This window comes from Catalinimonas alkaloidigena (assembly GCF_900100765.1).
Lineage (GTDB): Bacteria > Bacteroidota > Bacteroidia > Cytophagales > Flexibacteraceae > Mooreia > Mooreia alkaloidigena.
In genome coordinates, this window is sequence record NZ_FNFO01000010.1 from 40,314 (window position 1) to 56,153 (window position 15,840).

Below are 15,840 nucleotides of genomic sequence, written 5' to 3' on the forward strand. Positions count from 1 at the left end.
TGTCTAGAGTTGTTCAAATACTGAGCGGAACGAAACGGCCCGCCCGATGCGGTCGCGCAGTTCTGCAATGGGCACCCGCTCCTGCTCCGTAGTGTCACGGTGACGAATGGTGACGGTGTTGTCTTCCAGGGTCTGGTAATCGACCGCGATGCAGAACGGGGTGCCGATCAGGTCTTGCCGGGTATACCGCTTCCCGATAGCCGCCTTTTCTTCGTAAATCACTTTGAAGTCCAGCTTCAGGTCGTCGTAAATGGCCTGGGCTTTCTCGGGAAGTCCGTCTTTGCGCACCAGTGGCAGAATTGCGGCTTTGACGGGGGCCAGCGCCGGATGCAACTTCAGATACGTCCGCTCTTTTGTCTTTTCTCCATCCTCTACCGTCTCTTCCGTATAGGCTTGGCACAGAACGGCCAGGAACAGCCGGTCGGCCCCTACCGACGTTTCTACTACGTACGGAATGTAACTTTCTTTGATTTCCTCGTCGAAGTACTGAAGTTTTTTCCGAGAGAGTTCCTGATGATTTTTCAGATCGAAATCGGTCCGTGAGTGAATCCCTTCAATCTCTTTGAAGCCAAACGGGAATTCGAACTCGATATCGACCGCGGCATTAGCATAGTGCGCCAGCTTTTCGTGATCGTGGTACCGGAGCTTGCTCTCGGGCAATCCCAAGGCGCGGTGCCACCGCAGCCGTGTTTCTTTCCAGTGCTCGTACCAGTTCATCTCCTCTCCGGGACGAATGAAGTACTGCATCTCCATTTGTTCAAATTCCCGCATCCGGAAAATGAACTGCCGTGCCACAATTTCGTTGCGGAATGCTTTCCCGATCTGGGCAATGCCGAAGGGAATCTTCATCCGGCCGGTTTTCTGCACGTTCAGGAAGTTGACAAAAATTCCCTGTGCGGTTTCGGGACGCAGGTAGATTTCGCTGGCCTCGTCGGCAACCGAACCCATCTGCGTCGAAAACATCAGGTTGAACTGACGCACTTCGGTCCAGTTGGCAGTGCCGGAAAGCGGACAAGTAATGCCTTCTTCCAAAATCAGGTCCCGTACGCCTGTCAGGTCTTCTGCACTCAACAGCGCATTCATCCGGCTGCGCAATGTAGCCGCACGCTCGGGCTGGCCTTCTGCTTCGTAAGCATCGGCTTTGTCCTCAATGAGGTTATCGGCCCGGTAGCGCTTTTTCGAGTCGCGGTTGTCGATCATCGGATCACTAAAGCTATCGACGTGCCCCGAGGCCTTCCAGGTCAGCGGGTGCATAAAGATGGCCGCATCGATCCCCACCACGTTCTCGTTCAGTTGGGTCATGCTCTGCCACCAGAGCCGCTTGATGTTATTTTTCAGTTCTGCGCCGTACTGGCCGTAATCGTACACGGCTTGCAGGCCATCGTATATCTCACTGGAAGGGAAAACAAATCCGTACTCTTTGGCGTGGGCAATGATTTTGCGAAACACTTGTTCGCTGCCGATTTGCGCTTGTGCTGTCATAGTCCACAAATATAGTAAGTTCGCCGTACGCACCTATGTACACGTTTCAGGAACTCGCCCATGTACTTGCAGGAGCCGCCGTACAAATGCCGCAACCACTGTGGCCGGTGGACACCCTATTGACCGACAGCCGAAGTCTGTCGTATTCCCCCCGTGCGCTGTTCTTTGCACTGCCCGGCACGCATCACGACGGGCACGCGTTTGTGGAAGAGCTTTACGCCAAAGGTGTGCGCTGTTTCGTCATCCAGGCGGAGGCCGCGCTCCGGCCCGAAGCTTATCCCGAAGCCAATTTCTGCCAGGTACCCCGCGTCGTAGAGGCTTTACAGCAGCTTGCTGCTTTCCACCGCAGGGGTTTTGACTACCCCGTAGTAGGCATCACGGGCAGCAATGGTAAAACCATCGTCAAAGAATGGCTGACCCAGCTTTTAAGTCCTGAGTACCGCATCGTCAGTAGTCCCAAGAGTTACAATTCGCAGATCGGCGTGCCATTGGCTGTCTGGCACATGGCGGCAGATCATCAACTGGGCATTTTTGAAGCTGGCATCTCACAGCCTCGTGAAATGGAACGCTTGGCACAGGTGCTACACCCTACGCTGGGCATCTTTACCAACATCGGTTCGGCCCACGACGAAGGTTTTGCGTCACGCCAGGAAAAAATCGCCGAAAAGTGGAAATTGTTTGCTGATTGCCCGGTGGTGATTTGTGCACGTCAGCATGAGGCCGTATACGCCTACCTGATGGCCCATCGGTCGCCAGACCAGCACATCGTGGCCTGGCACCCCGACGACTTTTCTTTTCCTTTTCCCTTTGCGGACGAAGCTTCTTTGGAGAATGCGCGCCACTGTGCAGCGATGTTGCGCTGGTTGCGTTACGATGACGAAGCGATTGCGCAGCGCCTTCAGCACTTGCTTCATGTACCGATGCGCTTAGAGTTTAAAGAGGGGATTAATCGCTGTTCGCTGATCGACGATTCGTACAACAACGACCTCGTGGGTCTGCGCATCGCGCTGGAATTCATGCGCCAGCAAAAGAACGCGGTCAACCTCTCGCGCACGGTCATTTTATCGGATATTTTGCAAACCCACAGTCCTGAAGAGGAATCTTACGGGGCGGTCGTGGACTTGCTGCACCAAGCCAAAATTGCTCGTTTCATTGGCATCGGAACAGCGTTACTGCACCACCAGCAGCTTTTTGCTTCGATTCCGCAGACACATTTCTTTGCCACGACCGAACAGTTTCTAGACGCTTATAAAAATTCAGATTTTCAGGACGCCATTATTCTGGTCAAAGGCGCACGTGCCTTCCGGTTCGAGCGCATCGTCCAACGCTTGCAATTGCAGGCGCACGGAACGCGGCTGGAAATTAACCTGGATGCGCTGGTCCATAACCTGAACATGTATCGGCATCAGTTGCGCCCCGGCGTAAAAATGATGGTGATGGTCAAGGCATTGGCTTACGGCAGCGGGAGCGCTGAAATCGCTAGTTTATTGCAGTACCATGGCGTCGACTACCTGGGCGTCGCGTACGCCGATGAAGGAGTCGCCTTACGCGAACAAGGAATTCGTCTGCCCATTATGGTGATGAATCCGTCGGCATCCACGTTCGAAAAGATGGCACTTTTTCAACTGGAACCTGAGGTATACAGCTTCGGCCAGTTGAAAGAATTAAGTGCTTACGCGCAAGCGACACAACAACCTTTCCGCATTCATCTCAAGATCGACACCGGGATGCGACGTTTGGGTTTCGAACCTACTGAAGTTCCCGCCTTATTGCAGCAGTTAGCGCAAGTACCTCAACTGACTGTAGCCAGTGTGTTCAGTCATCTGGCGGGTGCTGACGAATCGCAACACGATACCTTTACTCAAAACCAGATGTCCTACTTTGCCGATGTGGTGTCCTTGATGGAGAAAGCGTTGCCAAAACGGCCTTTGTTTCATCTGCTTAATTCTGCCGGCATTGCGCGTTTTCCGGAAGCGCAATGGGACATGGTCCGTTTGGGGATCGGATTATACGGCACCGCCCCTTCAACTGAAGCGTCGTTAATACTCCAGCCCATCGGCGTGTTAAAAACCACAGTTTCTCAAGTCAAGACCATTCAGCCTGGAGAGACCGTAGGGTACGGACGGCGTGGTAAAGCAGATCAGAAAAAACGCATCGCTACGCTGGCCATTGGGTATGCCGACGGGTACAGCCGCGCGTTTAGTAATGGAGTCGGCTGGGTGCTCATTCGCGGACAGAAAGCACCAGTGATCGGGAATGTGTGTATGGACATGACGATGGTTGACGTAACGTCCATCGGAGAAGTTCAGGAGGGCGAAGAAGCAATTGTGTTTGGAGAGGGTTTGGCGGTGGAAACATTAGCCCACCAGATTCATACGATTCCGTATGAGCTTTTGACCCGAGTGAGCGAACGCGTCAAACGCGTTTTCTATAGTGCATAAAAAAAGAGGCCCTATCGATGACAGGGCCTCTTTTCTATAAGATTTAAGCTTATTCGCTCTTGGTTTCTTCGTCGCTTTCGGGAGCTGCGTCTTCAGAAGACGAGGCTTCGGCAGCGGGTGACTTCGTTTCTTGCTGAGGAGCGGCGGCAGTGGTAGTTTCCGTATCGGAAGCTTTCTTGCTACCACGGCGGCTACGACGGGTTTTCTTCGGCTTCTCGCTGATGTCGATAAACTCGTTGAAGTCTACCAATTCAATCATGGCCATTTCTGCACCATCGCCTTTCCGGGCACCCAGCTTCAAGATGCGGGTGTAGCCACCAGGACGAGTTGCTACGCGACCCGCTACTTCTTCAAACAACTCCTGTACACTGTATTTATTCTGCAGATGCGAGAAAACAATACGGCGCGAATGCGTGGTATTATCTTTTGCCTTCGTGATCAGGGGCTCTACGTACTTGCGCAGTTCCTTAGCTTTTGCCACCGTGGTCGTGATTCGCTTGTGCATGATCAGCGACGTAGCCATATTCGACAACATCGCTTTGCGGTGCGAATAGGTACGCCCCAGGTGATTGATCTTATTTCCGTGTCTCATGGGTTTTTCTTAATCTTCTTCCAATCGATACTTCGTTACATCCATGCCGAAGGTAAGGCCCTTCTCAGCGATCAGCTGTTCAAGTTCCGTCAGCGATTTCTTACCGAAGTTCCTGAATTTCATCATGTCCGATACTTCTAGGGCTGCCAAATCTCCTAATGTCTTGATATCGGCCGCCTTCAGACAGTTGTATGCACGTACAGACAGATCCAGATCGGTCAGTGACGTCTTCAACAGCTTACGCATGTGCAGATATTCCTCGTCGACCGTCTCTTCCTCTTCTGTCTTCACGGTTTCGAACGTCATGGTCCGATCCGAGAAGAGCATGAAATGCTTTATCAGAATGTTAGCTGCACCTTTCAAAGCATCTTCCGGATGCACTGAGCCGTCGGTTTCTACTTCGATGACCAAGCGCTCATAGTCCGTTTTCTGTTCTACACGCGTATTTTCAACGCTGTATTTTACGTTTTTGATGGGCGTAAAAATAGCGTCGATGGCGATGTAGCCGAACGGCTGATCGTCCGTTTTGTTCTCTTCGGCCGGAACATAACCACGTCCTTTTTGAACGTAGAGCTCCATCTCCAGATCCACCGAAGGATCTAACGTGCAGATGGGCTGTTCAGGATTCAAGACTTCAAACGAACTTGTGAACTTAGTAATGTCACCAGCCGTCAAAGCTTCCTGATTCTGTACCCGCACCACGATCTTTTCGTCGGGCTCGTCCACAACTTTCTTGAAGCGAACCATTTTCAGGTTCAGGATGATCTCGCTTACGTCTTCGATCACACCTTCAATGGTAGAAAATTCGTGCAGGACGCTGCCAATCTTAATGCCTACAATCGAATAGCCCTCCAAAGAAGAGAGCAAGATTCGACGTAATGCATTACCGATGGTAACACCGTAGCCTTTTTCTAAAGGTTTGAATTCAAATATACCGTGAAAGTCGTCGGCTTTCTCCATAACGACTTTCTCGGGCATTTGAAAAGCTAAAATAGACATATGTTGGGGGAGATTAGCTCCAGGCAATTACTTAGAATACAATTCTACGATCAACTGTTCCTGAATTTTCTCCGGAATCTGATCGCGCTCGGGGTAGCTTACAAAAGTACCCTCTAATTCGGCTTGGTTCCACTCCAGCCAATTGAATTTGCGGTTTGCCCGCCCTGCCAAGCTAGCGGTGATAGCTTCAAGCGACTTGGACTTTTCACGAACGCCTACTTTATCGCCTGGCTTCACAGCATACGAAGCAATGTTGACTACTTCTCCGTTCACCACGATATGCTTGTGACCTACGAGCTGACGAGCAGCGCGACGCGTTGGTGCAATGCCTAAGCGGAAAACTACGTTGTCAAGACGAGCCTCCAGGAAGCGCAACAGGTTTTCACCAGTAATTCCTTGCTTGCTGGCAGCTTTTTCGAACAAGTTGGCAAACTGACGCTCCAGTACCCCATAGGTATACTTCGCTTTCTGTTTTTCTGCCAACTGAATTGCATATTCGGAAGGTTTCCGACGACGGCCACGGCCGTGCATGCCTGGTCCGTAAGGTTTCTTCTGAAGAGCTTTGCTAGGGCCAAAGATCGGGTCGTTGAAACGACGTGCTACTTTAGCCTTAGGGCCTGTATATCTAGCCATTTTATGATAATTACAATTATAAACTCAATTCCAATACCTTATACACGACGACGCTTCGGAGGACGGCAACCGTTGTGCGGTAACGGCGTTACGTCGCGAATAGAAGCTACCTCGATTCCCGAATTTTGGATGGTCCGAATGGCTGACTCACGTCCTGAACCCGGGCCTTTCACGAAGACTTCTACTTTCCGCAAACCCAAATCATATGCCGTCTGTGCACAATTGGACGCAGCAACCTGGGCTGCGTAAGGGGTATTCTTTTTAGAGCCTTTGAAGCCCATTTTACCCGCCGATGCCCAAGAGATGACCTGGCCTGTATTGTTTGTAATGGAAATGATAATATTGTTAAAAGAGGCTTTGATGTGCACTTGACCGGTAGGTTCAACGACGACTACCCGCTTTTTAGCCTTATCTTTTCTTTTCTGCGCCATGACAATTATAGATTATTTGGTAGCCTTCTTCTTGTTTGCTACAGTTTTCCGCTTTCCTTTACGTGTGCGAGAATTGTTTTTGGTCTTCTGGCCACGTACAGGTAATCCTCTACGGTGACGCAGTCCACGATAGCAACCAATATCCATCAGACGCTTGATATTCAGCTGCACTTCAGACTTCAGTACACCTTCCACACGGTATTCGGCAGCGATGATATTACGAATCGCGTTCGCTTCATCATCACTCCATTCAGTTACTTTCTTGTTGGGATCAATCCCGGCTTTTTCGAGAATGGTTTGGGCGGAACTCTTACCAATTCCGAAAATATAGGTGAGTGCGATTTCGCCTCGCTTGTTGTCGGGAATGTCTACTCCTGCAATTCTGGCCATGTGAAATTACCCTTGTCTTTGTTTGAACTTAGGATTCTTCTTGTTAATGATGTAAAGTTTGCCTTTACGCCGTACGATTTTACAATCGACGCTACGTTTTTTGACGGAAGCTCTTACTTTCATAATCGTCAAGTGCTAAAGTGATCAGATGGAGGCACTCTCCATCTCAGGTTTATTTATAACGGTAAACTATTCTACCTTTTGTGAGGTCGTAAGGAGACATCTCCAGTTTCACCCGGTCGCCAGGTAAAATTTTGATATAGTGCATGCGCATCTTGCCAGAAATATGAGCAATTACCTGGTGGCCATTCTGAAGCTCTACGCGAAACATAGCGTTGGATAACGCTTCTACAATGGTCCCGTCTTGCTCAATGGAAGACTGTTTTGGCATAATTAAACGCGTATAATTTTTTCTATGTACTCAAAGGTAGTTAGGATGTCAAAAGTTCCATTTCGCATCGCTACCGTATGCTCAAAATGTGCTGAGGGCTTTCGATCAGCCGTGCGAATGGTCCAACCGTCCTGCTCCTGCACTACATTCTTCTGACCTAAATTTACCATGGGTTCAATGGCAAGTACCATCCCATCGCGCAACACAGGCCCTTTCCCTTTGCGTCCATAGTTAGGGACTTCGGGGCTCTCGTGCAGTTGTTTGCCTACGCCATGTCCTACTAACTCTCGAACCACTGTATAACCGCGGGCTTCCACATACTGCTGTACCGCAAAGCCTATATCGCCTACTTTATTGCCACGCGCTACCGCTTTTATACCTTCGTAAAGAGACTCTTTCGTCGCTCTTAGCAAAGCTTGTATTGCAGCGTCAACTTCCCCTATCGGATAAGTATAAGCACTGTCGGCATGAAAGCCATCCCGGAAAACACCGCAATCAATAGAGACAATATCGCCTTCTTTTAACTCGTACTTTCCCGGAAAGCCGTGTACTACGTTCTCATTCACAGAGATGCAGAGGGCGGCAGGAAAACCGTTATAGCCTTTGAAGGAGGGTGTTGCTCCAGAGTCGCGAATAAATTCTTCCGCACGTTTATCGAGTGCTTCTGTACGAACACCGGGTTGAATCAGCTTGGCAACTTCGGCGTGTGCTTTTCCTAGCACAACACCGTTGCTGCGAATAATCTCAATCTCTTCCGCTGTTTTGTATTTAATTCCAGCCACACTCGCCACGGCAGTCGACATCAAGAAGCAACAGCAATGTTTCTAGAACGACCTCTCAGGCGATTGGAGCGCATCATGCCATCATATTGCTTCATGCGCAAATAGCTTTCGATCTGCTGAAGGGTGTCTAGAATGACGCCTACCATGATCAGAAGAGAAGTACCTCCGTAAAACTGAGAGAATTCCCGCGTTACACCCGCTACGCTAGCCAAGGCCGGCAGAATGGCCACGATAGCCAGAAATACCGAACCCGGTAAAGTAATGCGATCTAAAATGGTAGATATGAAATTGCTTGTGTCCTCCCCTGGTTTAACTCCGGGTACAAACCCTCCGTTACGCTTCATATCGTCAGCGATCTGCTTAGGGTTGATGGAAATAGCCGTGTAGAAGAAAGTGAACACAATGATCAGAATACCAAACAGCACGTTATACTGCCAAGTGGTGTAATCGGAGAAAGTAGCACCGACTTCACTTGCCAGCTCACTATCGGCTGACCAGTTCGCCCACAGACCTGCCGTGAGCGCCGGCAAAAACATAAGAGATTGGGCAAAGATAATGGGCATCACACCCGCTGCATTAAGCTTCAACGGAATGTATTGGCGTTGACCGCCGTATACCTTATTACCTACTACCTGCTTTGCATATTGGACAGGAATCTGACGAACGGCTTGCGTTAACATCACTACGCCCATAACTACAAAGAAGAGAACGATCAGTTCTAGCAAGAACAAAAGACCACCATTAAGACCACGTGCCAATCCTTCGGAGATAATAGCACCCGGGAAACGAGAGATGATCCCAATCATAATCAGCATAGAGATCCCATTCCCGATACCTTTGTCGGTGATTTTTTCTCCCAGCCACATGCAGAAGATAGTGCCTGCCGTTAGAATAACAGTAGCGGAGAAAGTAAAGAACGCACGGTCAATCAGAATGGCTTCTGCCGGGATAGTAGCAGACAGATAGGCAGTCGACTGAAAAATCGTAATGATAATTGTCAACCAACGTGTGTATTGGTTAATCTTTCTACGTCCTGATTCCCCTTCCTTTTGCATCTTCTGAAACTGCGGCACCGCCACAGTTAGGAGTTGCAGGACAATCGAGGCCGAGATGTAAGGCATAATCCCCAGTCCGAAAATAGAAGCATTGCTGAAGGCACCTCCTAGGAATGTATCTAACAGCCCTAAGATGCCGTCCGACGCTCCTTCCAAGCGGTTCGGATCAATACCGGGCAAAACGATATAGGATCCTAGACGAAAGACTACTAACAACAAAAGGGTATTGAGAATACGTACCCTTAAGTCATCAATAGAAAAGATATTTCGGATTGTGGTGATTAGTTTTTTCATATGCCTTTACAATACAGTGGCTGTACCTCCCGACTTCTCAATAGCTTCTTTGGCACTGCCTGAAAAGGCGTGTGCTTTCACTTCTGTTTTGGCCGTAAACTCACCCTGCCCCAGGATTTTAATCCGATCTTTTTTGCCTACTTGTCCATGTTCTAACAAGAAAGCAGGATCAATAACTTCGGGAGAATAAGCTTCCACTAACTTTTGGAGGCGCTCTAAGTTAATGACTTTATACTCTACCCGGTTAGGGTTATTAAAGCCGAACTTAGGGACACGACGCTGGATAGGCATCTGTCCACCTTCAAAACCTATTTTCTTAGAATAGCCTGAACGCGACTGTGCGCCTTTGTGCCCACGGGTAGAAGTACCTCCACGTCCCGAGCCTTGGCCACGTCCGATGCGCTTTCTGCTTTTGATCGAGCCTTTTGCAGGCCGCAGTTGATTCAACTTCATAATCAGAGCTCAGTTACTGATACTAAGTGACTTACTTTACGAATCCTACCTAGAACCGCAGGCGTAGCCTCCACTTCGATGGTACGATTGATTTTACCCAGGCCTAATGCCTTGATATTTTTGATTTGGTTGGCAGGACGTCCAATAGTGCTACGAACCTGCGTGATTTTCACTTTCGCCATCACCTTATCCGTTAAAAACTTTGCTAAGAGAAATTCCTCTTTGCTTAGCTACCGCCAGCGGATCGCGCAATTTAGTCAGCGCGTCGAACGTAGCCTTCACTACGTTGTGGGGGTTAGAGGACCCTTTAGATTTTGCCAGTACATTGTGAATACCGGCACTCTCCAGAACAGCGCGCATGGCGCCCCCAGCAATAACACCGGTACCCGCTGTAGCAGGCTTGATGAGTACATAACCACCACCAAACTTACCGTGCATGGGATGAGGAACCGTGCCTTTCATCAGAGGAACTTTAATCAAGTTCTTCTTCGCATCATCGATCCCTTTGGTAATGGCGTCGGTTACTTCGTTGGCTTTACCCAGTCCGTACCCTACTACACCATTTCCGTCACCGACCACAACAATAGCAGAGAAGCTAAAACGACGCCCTCCTTTTACTACTTTTGCCACTCGGTTAATGGCTACTACTTGTTCTTTGAGCTCAATATCGCTGGCTCTAACTACGTTTCCTCGCGCCATATATTTTAGAATTTGAGCCCACCTTCACGGGCTCCATCTGCCAATGCTTTAACACGTCCGTGGTACTTATACCCCCCACGGTCAAATACTACTGCAGCGATGCCACTAGTAGCTGCTTTCTCGGCTAGTTTCTTACCAACCTCTTTCGCAAGATCTGTCTTCGTCGAAGACTCTTTGCTCAATTCACGGCTGGACGCACTTGCCAAAGTAGTGCCCTTCAAATCGTCGATCAACTGGGCGTAGATATCGCGGTTGCTACGGAAGACAGAAAGGCGAGGGCGCTCGGCAGTGCCTTTTACCTTTTTACGAATCCGATACCGAATCCGAGTTCTTTTTAGAGTCTTTATCGCGGTCATGATGGTACTATGGTATATTATTTAGCTGACGTTTTACCAGCTTTACGACGAACCACTTCTCCAGAGAAACGAACCCCTTTGCCTTTGTAAGGCTCTACAGGGCGTTGCTCGCGAATTTTAGCGGCGATCTGACCGATAAGCTGCTTGTCAATACTTTCCAGCGTTACTACAGGAGAACGTCCTTTTTCCGTAACCGCCGTAGCTTTAATTTCAGGAGGCAATCCCATAATGATATTATGAGAGTAACCCAAGCTCATTTCGAGCTGATTGCCCGTTACGGTGGCTTTGTAACCCACCCCAACCAGTTCCAACTCTTTTTTATAGCCGTTGCTAACGCCTTCAACCATGTTGTTGATCAAAGCACGATACAAACCGTGCAGCGCTTTGTGACGTTTCTGTTCCGTCGGACGCTCCACTGAAAGCTCGCCATCTTCGATCTTTACAGTAATGTCAGGGTCTACTTTTTGTGTCAGTGTACCCTTAGGACCTTTAACTGTAACTTCGTTGTTTTTAGCAACCGTAATTTCTACTCCCTTAGGGATGGTGATGGGCTTCTTACCTATACGTGACATGGCAATTGCTTAGTAGACGTAACACAAAACTTCTCCCCCAACGTGCGCGGCACGCGCCTCTTTATCCGTCATGACCCCATGCGAGGTCGACAAGATCGCAATACCCAGGCCATTCAATACGCGAGGCAATTCAGAGGCCGAAGCATACTTCCGCAAGCCTGGCTTACTGATACGTTCTAAGGAAAGAATGGCAGACTGTTTTGTCGAAGGATCGTACTTCAAAGCAATTTTAATATTGCCTTGAACTTCATTATCTTCAAACTTATAATTCTGAATATAGCCTTTGTCGTAAAGCACTTTTGTCAACTCTTTCTTCAGATTTGACGCAGGAATATCTACAATACGGTGCCGTGCTTTAACCGCATTCCGTATCCTCGTGAGATAATCTGCAATGGGATCAGTGATCATAACGTAATAGCTTGAGACCCTTGCCCTGAATTAGGGGGTGCAAAGTTAAATACTTTTTTCGAATTGAATAGCCGAGAAGTCTAAATATTACCAACTCGCTTTTGTAACACCCGGAATTTTACCTGCTGATGCCATCTCACGAAAAGTCACCCGCGAGATCCCAAACTTCCGCATGTAACCACGAGGACGTCCGGTCAAGCGGCAACGGTTATGGAGGCGTACAGGCGAAGCATTGCGGGGTAGCTTGTCCAACCCTACGTAGTCGCCAGCTTCTTTCAAAGCTTTTCTTTTTTCAGCGTACTTCGCCACCATTTCCTGGCGCTTCCGTTCACGTGCTTTTACTGATTCTCTTGCCATAATAGATTCGGTATAAAAAACTTGCAACACTTGGGTAAGTGTGCAAGTTCTGAATAGCTTGTTTTATTTCTTTTGATTTGCGAAAGGCAATCCGAAAGCTTTCAGGAGCTCCAGACTTTCTTCATCCGTCTGGGCTGTCGTTACGAAAGTGATGTCCATCCCTGAGATCTTAGCTACTTTATCAATGCTAATTTCTGGAAAGATAATCTGTTCTTTAACTCCCAGGGTATAGTTGCCACGCCCATCAAATCCTTTATCGTTGATACCACGGAAATCACGCACACGAGGCAAAGCCACAGACATCAGGCGGTCCATGAATTCGTACATACGATCACCACGCAGCGTTACGCGTGCACCGATCGGCATTTCTTCGCGCAATTTAAAGTTTGAAATTGCCTTGCGCGCTTTAGTCGGAACAGCTTTCTGTCCTGTGATGGTAGTGAGCTCTTCTACACCTACATCCACCAACTTTTTATCAGCTACCGCTGCCCCGATTCCTTTGTTGACGCAAATCTTCGTCAAACGTGGTACTTGCATCGGCGATTTGTACTGAAACTTCTGTTGCAGTGCTGGTGCAACCTCCTTATGATATTTTTCTTTAAGTCTTGCTGTCGTGCTCATCTTCTTAACCTATAAAATCACCGGTTTTCTTTGAGTAACGCTGCAGCTTGCCCTGATCGTTAACTTTACGACCTACACGCGTAGTTTCGCCCGTGGCAGGCTCGATAAGCTTCAGGTTGCTGATATGAATGGGTGCTTCCTTCTCCACAAATTCACCTTGAGGATTGGAGGCTGAAGGCTTCATAGCGCGGTTGATGAGGTTAATTCCTTCAACAATGGCCCGGTTGCGTACGCGATCTACCGATAATACCTTTCCGCGCTGATTCTTATGGTTACCAGAAATGACGAGTACTTCGTCTCCGGTTTTGATCCGCAGCTTTAGGGGCTTAGTGTTTTTAAGCTGTGTTTTTTTCATGGCTTTATATCACTTCAGGAGCCAGAGAAACAATTTTCATAAACTGCCGTTCGCGCAGTTCACGGGCAACAGGTCCGAAAATACGGGTTCCGCGAGGCTCGTCGTTATTGTTGAGCAGGACCACGGCATTGTCTTCGAAGCGGATGTAAGAGCCGTCTTTACGACGTACTTCTTTTTTAGTCCGTACGACTACCGCTTTCGAAACCGTCCCTTTTTTCATGTTGCTGGACGAAAGAGCCGATTTAACGGTTACAACGATCTTATCGCCTACCGAAGCATAGCGCTTACGTGTACCACCTAGTACCCGGATCACCAACACTTCTTTAGCGCCGCTGTTATCGGCTACGCTGAGTCTGGATTCTTGCTGGATCATCGTTATTTAGCTCTTTCTATGATTTCTACCAAACGCCACCGCTTACGCTTGCTCAACGGACGCGTCTCCATAATTTTCACCAGGTCACCGATGTTACAATCGTTTTTCTCATCGTGCGCAACGAGTTTTTTCGTTTTCGTCACAAACTTGCCGTAGATCGGGTGCTTTTCTTTCCGTACGATGGCGACGGTAATGGACTTATCCATTTTATTGCTGACCACTTGCCCGATCCGTTCTTTGCGGGCGTTGCGAGTGGTTGGGTTGCTTACTTCGGTCTCCATAATGTTTACTTGTTTTCGGATGCCTTATTACGCGCCGTTATTTCGGTATGCAAACGAGCAATGTTTTTCCGTGCAAAACGGATTTTCATCGGATTCTCAAGAGGCGAGATGGCGTGGGCAAACTTCAGTTTTTGCAAGGCTTGCTGCTCTTCTTGCAATTTCTGCTGAACTTCTTCAGTGCTCAGGGCCCGGATTTCGTCGTTTTTCATGATTCCTATTCTTGATAATCGCGGCGAATAACAAACTTAGTTTTGAGCGGCAATTTCTGAGAGGCCAGGCGCAGAGACTCTTGAGCCAACGCTTTGTCTACACCTCCAGATTCGAATAAGATCGTGCCGGGCTTCACACGCGCTACCCAATATTCTGGTGCACCTTTACCTTTACCCATCCGCACTTCCGCAGGCTTTTTCGTAATAGGCTTATCGGGGAAAATTCGTACCCATACCTGGCCTTCACGCTTCATAGCACGCGTCATTGCGATACGAGCGGCTTCTATTTGACGGCTGGTGATCCAGCCAGTTTCCAGCGATTTGATTCCGAACGAACCGAAGGCGATGTTATGCCCCCGCTGGGCGATGCCCCGTACGCGTCCTTTTTGCTGCTTTCTGTATTTAGTTCTTTTTGGCTGTAACATGATGTCGCAATGTTTTGAGTCGCGTTAACGTTCTTATCTTCTTCTACGACGACGAGAACGATCGTCTCCCCGGTCGTTGCGATCACCACGACGGCGACGGCCACCGGAGGGCTCATTTCCAGAGCCAGCATTGGCTGCAGCATTGGGCGAAAGATCTACTTTACCGTATACCTCTCCTTTAAATACCCACACTTTAATGCCAATCTTTCCGTAAACTGTATTTGCTTCCGAAATAGCGTAGTCGATATCAGCACGTAACGTATGCAGTGGAATACGTCCCTCTTTGTACATTTCTGTACGGGCAATTTCAGCTCCACCCAGACGACCCGATACTTTCACCTTGATTCCTTGGGCACCTACGCGCATAGCTGACGAGATGGCTTGCTTCATAGCACGGCGGTACGAGATACGTGCTTGCAATTGCTGAGCAATCGACTCACCAATCAGCTTTGCATCCAACTCGGGACGCTTGATCTCGAAGATATTGATCTGAATATCTTTATTGGTAAGCTTTTTCAGCTCTTCCTTGATCTTATCTACTTCAGATCCGCCTTTCCCGATAACCACTCCGGGACGTGCCGTATGGATCGTCAGGGTAATGCGTTTGATCGTACGTTCAATGATGATCCGGGCAATCCCCCCTTTGGGAATCCGGGCGAGAACGTATTTGCGGATTTTTTCGTCTTCTATGAGTTTGTCCGCAAAGGTTTTACCGCCATACCAGTTGGATTCCCATCCTTTGATGATCCCTAAACGGAGTCCTACGGGGTTTACTTTCTGTCCCATCTATAATATCAGTTAGCTGATTCGGATTCGTTATTTACGTCTGCTTCTTCTACCTCGACGGCCACTTTGCTATCCACCACTAGGGTGATGTGGTTCGAGCGTTTCCGGATGCGATGGGCACGTCCCTGAGGAGCGGGCTGCAAACGCTTGAGCATCCGCCCACCGTCAACCTGAATGGTTTTAATGTAAAGGCCCATCTCTTCAGGACGACCTTCAGGATTTTTTTCCTCCCAGTTGGCGACTGCCGAGCGAACTAACTTGTAAAGTTGGTCGGCACCGTACCGAGACTGCACTTTTAAGATATTCAGTGCGTGATCCACCCGCTTCCCACGAACCAAGTCAGCCAGCAGGCGCATTTTTCGCGGCGAGGAAGGAACGTTCTTAAGTTTAGCAACTGCTTCCATGGTAATTTATGTTGAAGCTACCCGCCGAAACGGGTGGTTTTCAGTTCAGGA

The 15,840-nt window shown here is 48.8% G+C and carries 26 protein-coding genes; 1 reads left to right on the forward strand and 25 read right to left on the reverse strand.

Annotated features, from left to right (window positions below):
- Positions 1 to 3: 3 nt before the first annotated feature.
- Entirely contained in the window at positions 4 to 1,482 is a 1,479-nt protein-coding gene (locus BLR44_RS21475) for a glycine--tRNA ligase (protein ID WP_089686013.1), read from the reverse strand.
- A 35-nt stretch (positions 1,483 to 1,517) separates the two neighbouring features.
- On the opposite strand from BLR44_RS21475, the gene alr reads away from it, so the two are divergent.
- On the forward strand, positions 1,518 to 3,923 hold the full coding sequence (gene alr, locus BLR44_RS21480; RefSeq protein ID WP_089686014.1) for an alanine racemase: 2,406 nt from the start codon (positions 1,518 to 1,520) through the stop codon (positions 3,921 to 3,923).
- A 49-nt stretch (positions 3,924 to 3,972) separates the two neighbouring features.
- Here alr and rplQ read toward each other — a convergent pair whose 3' ends face one another.
- The 24 genes from rplQ to rplV all read right to left on the reverse strand — a co-directional run bounded on the left by rplQ (position 3,973) and on the right by rplV (position 15,789).
- Positions 3,973 to 4,515, reverse strand: a complete 543-nt coding sequence (gene rplQ, locus BLR44_RS21485) for a 50S ribosomal protein L17 (RefSeq protein WP_089686017.1) — start codon at positions 4,513 to 4,515, stop codon at positions 3,973 to 3,975.
- Between the two features lie 9 nt (positions 4,516 to 4,524).
- The gene (locus tag BLR44_RS21490) at positions 4,525 to 5,514 is read right to left on the reverse strand and encodes a DNA-directed RNA polymerase subunit alpha (RefSeq protein WP_089686019.1); all 990 of its coding nucleotides are present in this window, start codon (positions 5,512 to 5,514) and stop codon (positions 4,525 to 4,527) included.
- 27 nt (positions 5,515 to 5,541) lie between these two features.
- Positions 5,542 to 6,147, reverse strand: coding sequence for a 30S ribosomal protein S4 (rpsD, locus tag BLR44_RS21495; protein WP_089686021.1), 606 nt, complete (start codon positions 6,145 to 6,147; stop codon positions 5,542 to 5,544).
- A 38-nt stretch (positions 6,148 to 6,185) separates the two neighbouring features.
- Positions 6,186 to 6,578, reverse strand: a complete 393-nt coding sequence (rpsK, locus tag BLR44_RS21500) for a 30S ribosomal protein S11 (protein ID WP_089686023.1) — start codon at positions 6,576 to 6,578, stop codon at positions 6,186 to 6,188.
- Between the two features lie 12 nt (positions 6,579 to 6,590).
- A complete protein-coding gene (rpsM, locus tag BLR44_RS21505) occupies positions 6,591 to 6,968 on the reverse strand; it encodes a 30S ribosomal protein S13 (RefSeq protein WP_089686025.1) in 378 nt (125 codons plus the stop codon).
- Between the two features lie 6 nt (positions 6,969 to 6,974).
- On the reverse strand, positions 6,975 to 7,091 hold the full coding sequence (rpmJ, locus tag BLR44_RS21510; protein ID WP_089686028.1) for a 50S ribosomal protein L36: 117 nt from the start codon (positions 7,089 to 7,091) through the stop codon (positions 6,975 to 6,977).
- Between the two features lie 49 nt (positions 7,092 to 7,140).
- Positions 7,141 to 7,359: a translation initiation factor IF-1 gene (gene infA / locus BLR44_RS21515; protein ID WP_089686030.1), complete on the reverse strand. Its 219-nt coding sequence runs from the start codon at positions 7,357 to 7,359 to the stop codon at positions 7,141 to 7,143.
- Positions 7,360 to 7,361: 2 nt separating this feature from the next.
- Positions 7,362 to 8,162, reverse strand: coding sequence for a type I methionyl aminopeptidase (gene map, locus BLR44_RS21520; protein WP_089686032.1), 801 nt, complete (start codon positions 8,160 to 8,162; stop codon positions 7,362 to 7,364).
- Positions 8,162 to 9,490 carry a preprotein translocase subunit SecY gene (gene secY / locus BLR44_RS21525; RefSeq protein ID WP_089686033.1) on the reverse strand — a complete coding sequence of 443 codons (1,329 nt, stop codon included), beginning with the start codon at positions 9,488 to 9,490 and terminating at the stop codon, positions 8,162 to 8,164. Before secY ends, map begins: the two co-directional genes overlap by 1 nt.
- Before the next feature lie 6 nt (positions 9,491 to 9,496).
- Positions 9,497 to 9,943: a 50S ribosomal protein L15 gene (gene rplO, locus BLR44_RS21530; protein ID WP_089686036.1), complete on the reverse strand. Its 447-nt coding sequence runs from the start codon at positions 9,941 to 9,943 to the stop codon at positions 9,497 to 9,499.
- Between the two features lie 2 nt (positions 9,944 to 9,945).
- On the reverse strand, positions 9,946 to 10,125 hold the full coding sequence (gene rpmD, locus BLR44_RS21535) for a 50S ribosomal protein L30 (protein ID WP_089686038.1): 180 nt from the start codon (positions 10,123 to 10,125) through the stop codon (positions 9,946 to 9,948).
- A 4-nt stretch (positions 10,126 to 10,129) separates the two neighbouring features.
- Positions 10,130 to 10,642: a 30S ribosomal protein S5 gene (gene rpsE, locus BLR44_RS21540; RefSeq protein WP_089686039.1), complete on the reverse strand. Its 513-nt coding sequence runs from the start codon at positions 10,640 to 10,642 to the stop codon at positions 10,130 to 10,132.
- Between the two features lie 5 nt (positions 10,643 to 10,647).
- A complete protein-coding gene (gene rplR, locus BLR44_RS21545; protein WP_089686041.1) occupies positions 10,648 to 10,998 on the reverse strand; it encodes a 50S ribosomal protein L18 in 351 nt (116 codons plus the stop codon).
- A gap of 17 nt (positions 10,999 to 11,015) precedes the next feature.
- The gene (gene rplF / locus BLR44_RS21550) at positions 11,016 to 11,570 is read right to left on the reverse strand and encodes a 50S ribosomal protein L6 (protein WP_089686043.1); all 555 of its coding nucleotides are present in this window, start codon (positions 11,568 to 11,570) and stop codon (positions 11,016 to 11,018) included.
- Positions 11,571 to 11,579: 9 nt separating this feature from the next.
- Positions 11,580 to 11,978: a 30S ribosomal protein S8 gene (rpsH, locus tag BLR44_RS21555; RefSeq protein WP_089686045.1), complete on the reverse strand. Its 399-nt coding sequence runs from the start codon at positions 11,976 to 11,978 to the stop codon at positions 11,580 to 11,582.
- 87 nt (positions 11,979 to 12,065) lie between these two features.
- Complete coding sequence (rpsN, locus tag BLR44_RS21560; RefSeq protein ID WP_089686423.1) at positions 12,066 to 12,335, reverse strand: 30S ribosomal protein S14; 270 nt, start codon at positions 12,333 to 12,335, stop codon at positions 12,066 to 12,068.
- Positions 12,336 to 12,398: 63 nt separating this feature from the next.
- Positions 12,399 to 12,956 carry a 50S ribosomal protein L5 gene (gene rplE, locus BLR44_RS21565; protein ID WP_089686047.1) on the reverse strand — a complete coding sequence of 186 codons (558 nt, stop codon included), beginning with the start codon at positions 12,954 to 12,956 and terminating at the stop codon, positions 12,399 to 12,401.
- A 4-nt stretch (positions 12,957 to 12,960) separates the two neighbouring features.
- On the reverse strand, positions 12,961 to 13,311 hold the full coding sequence (gene rplX / locus BLR44_RS21570) for a 50S ribosomal protein L24 (protein ID WP_089686049.1): 351 nt from the start codon (positions 13,309 to 13,311) through the stop codon (positions 12,961 to 12,963).
- Positions 13,312 to 13,315: 4 nt separating this feature from the next.
- Positions 13,316 to 13,684 (reverse strand): 50S ribosomal protein L14, encoded by a 369-nt coding sequence (rplN, locus tag BLR44_RS21575; RefSeq protein WP_089686052.1) that lies wholly within the window; start codon positions 13,682 to 13,684, stop codon positions 13,316 to 13,318.
- Positions 13,685 to 13,686: 2 nt separating this feature from the next.
- Positions 13,687 to 13,965: a 30S ribosomal protein S17 gene (rpsQ, locus tag BLR44_RS21580; RefSeq protein WP_089686054.1), complete on the reverse strand. Its 279-nt coding sequence runs from the start codon at positions 13,963 to 13,965 to the stop codon at positions 13,687 to 13,689.
- Between the two features lie 5 nt (positions 13,966 to 13,970).
- Positions 13,971 to 14,174, reverse strand: a complete 204-nt coding sequence (gene rpmC / locus BLR44_RS21585) for a 50S ribosomal protein L29 (RefSeq protein ID WP_089686056.1) — start codon at positions 14,172 to 14,174, stop codon at positions 13,971 to 13,973.
- Positions 14,175 to 14,179: 5 nt separating this feature from the next.
- On the reverse strand, positions 14,180 to 14,599 hold the full coding sequence (rplP, locus tag BLR44_RS21590) for a 50S ribosomal protein L16 (RefSeq protein WP_089686058.1): 420 nt from the start codon (positions 14,597 to 14,599) through the stop codon (positions 14,180 to 14,182).
- A gap of 33 nt (positions 14,600 to 14,632) precedes the next feature.
- Complete coding sequence (rpsC, locus tag BLR44_RS21595) at positions 14,633 to 15,385, reverse strand: 30S ribosomal protein S3 (protein WP_089686059.1); 753 nt, start codon at positions 15,383 to 15,385, stop codon at positions 14,633 to 14,635.
- Between the two features lie 8 nt (positions 15,386 to 15,393).
- Positions 15,394 to 15,789, reverse strand: a complete 396-nt coding sequence (gene rplV / locus BLR44_RS21600) for a 50S ribosomal protein L22 (protein WP_089686061.1) — start codon at positions 15,787 to 15,789, stop codon at positions 15,394 to 15,396.
- Between the last annotated feature and the right edge of the window lie 51 nt (positions 15,790 to 15,840).

What these genes read in the sequence shown, in the direction of transcription:
- BLR44_RS21475 (WP_089686013.1), bottom strand. Translation starts at nt 1,482, where the DNA reads ATGACAGCACAAGCGCAAATCGGCAGCGAACAAGTGTTTCGCAAAATC.
- alr (WP_089686014.1), top strand. Translation starts at nt 1,518, where the DNA reads ATGTACACGTTTCAGGAACTCGCCCATGTACTTGCAGGAGCCGCCGTA.
- rplQ (WP_089686017.1), bottom strand. Translation starts at nt 4,515, where the DNA reads ATGAGACACGGAAATAAGATCAATCACCTGGGGCGTACCTATTCGCAC.
- BLR44_RS21490 (WP_089686019.1), bottom strand. Translation starts at nt 5,514, where the DNA reads ATGTCTATTTTAGCTTTTCAAATGCCCGAGAAAGTCGTTATGGAGAAA.
- rpsD (WP_089686021.1), bottom strand. Translation starts at nt 6,147, where the DNA reads ATGGCTAGATATACAGGCCCTAAGGCTAAAGTAGCACGTCGTTTCAAC.
- rpsK (WP_089686023.1), bottom strand. Translation starts at nt 6,578, where the DNA reads ATGGCGCAGAAAAGAAAAGATAAGGCTAAAAAGCGGGTAGTCGTCGTT.
- rpsM (WP_089686025.1), bottom strand. Translation starts at nt 6,968, where the DNA reads ATGGCCAGAATTGCAGGAGTAGACATTCCCGACAACAAGCGAGGCGAA.
- rpmJ (WP_089686028.1), bottom strand. Translation starts at nt 7,091, where the DNA reads ATGAAAGTAAGAGCTTCCGTCAAAAAACGTAGCGTCGATTGTAAAATC.
- infA (WP_089686030.1), bottom strand. Translation starts at nt 7,359, where the DNA reads ATGCCAAAACAGTCTTCCATTGAGCAAGACGGGACCATTGTAGAAGCG.
- map (WP_089686032.1), bottom strand. Translation starts at nt 8,162, where the DNA reads ATGTCGACTGCCGTGGCGAGTGTGGCTGGAATTAAATACAAAACAGCG.
- secY (WP_089686033.1), bottom strand. Translation starts at nt 9,490, where the DNA reads ATGAAAAAACTAATCACCACAATCCGAAATATCTTTTCTATTGATGAC.
- rplO (WP_089686036.1), bottom strand. Translation starts at nt 9,943, where the DNA reads ATGAAGTTGAATCAACTGCGGCCTGCAAAAGGCTCGATCAAAAGCAGA.
- rpmD (WP_089686038.1), bottom strand. Translation starts at nt 10,125, where the DNA reads ATGGCGAAAGTGAAAATCACGCAGGTTCGTAGCACTATTGGACGTCCT.
- rpsE (WP_089686039.1), bottom strand. Translation starts at nt 10,642, where the DNA reads ATGGCGCGAGGAAACGTAGTTAGAGCCAGCGATATTGAGCTCAAAGAA.
- rplR (WP_089686041.1), bottom strand. Translation starts at nt 10,998, where the DNA reads ATGACCGCGATAAAGACTCTAAAAAGAACTCGGATTCGGTATCGGATT.
- rplF (WP_089686043.1), bottom strand. Translation starts at nt 11,570, where the DNA reads ATGTCACGTATAGGTAAGAAGCCCATCACCATCCCTAAGGGAGTAGAA.
- rpsH (WP_089686045.1), bottom strand. Translation starts at nt 11,978, where the DNA reads ATGATCACTGATCCCATTGCAGATTATCTCACGAGGATACGGAATGCG.
- rpsN (WP_089686423.1), bottom strand. Translation starts at nt 12,335, where the DNA reads ATGGCAAGAGAATCAGTAAAAGCACGTGAACGGAAGCGCCAGGAAATG.
- rplE (WP_089686047.1), bottom strand. Translation starts at nt 12,956, where the DNA reads ATGAGCACGACAGCAAGACTTAAAGAAAAATATCATAAGGAGGTTGCA.
- rplX (WP_089686049.1), bottom strand. Translation starts at nt 13,311, where the DNA reads ATGAAAAAAACACAGCTTAAAAACACTAAGCCCCTAAAGCTGCGGATC.
- rplN (WP_089686052.1), bottom strand. Translation starts at nt 13,684, where the DNA reads ATGATCCAGCAAGAATCCAGACTCAGCGTAGCCGATAACAGCGGCGCT.
- rpsQ (WP_089686054.1), bottom strand. Translation starts at nt 13,965, where the DNA reads ATGGAGACCGAAGTAAGCAACCCAACCACTCGCAACGCCCGCAAAGAA.
- rpmC (WP_089686056.1), bottom strand. Translation starts at nt 14,174, where the DNA reads ATGAAAAACGACGAAATCCGGGCCCTGAGCACTGAAGAAGTTCAGCAG.
- rplP (WP_089686058.1), bottom strand. Translation starts at nt 14,599, where the DNA reads ATGTTACAGCCAAAAAGAACTAAATACAGAAAGCAGCAAAAAGGACGC.
- rpsC (WP_089686059.1), bottom strand. Translation starts at nt 15,385, where the DNA reads ATGGGACAGAAAGTAAACCCCGTAGGACTCCGTTTAGGGATCATCAAA.
- rplV (WP_089686061.1), bottom strand. Translation starts at nt 15,789, where the DNA reads ATGGAAGCAGTTGCTAAACTTAAGAACGTTCCTTCCTCGCCGCGAAAA.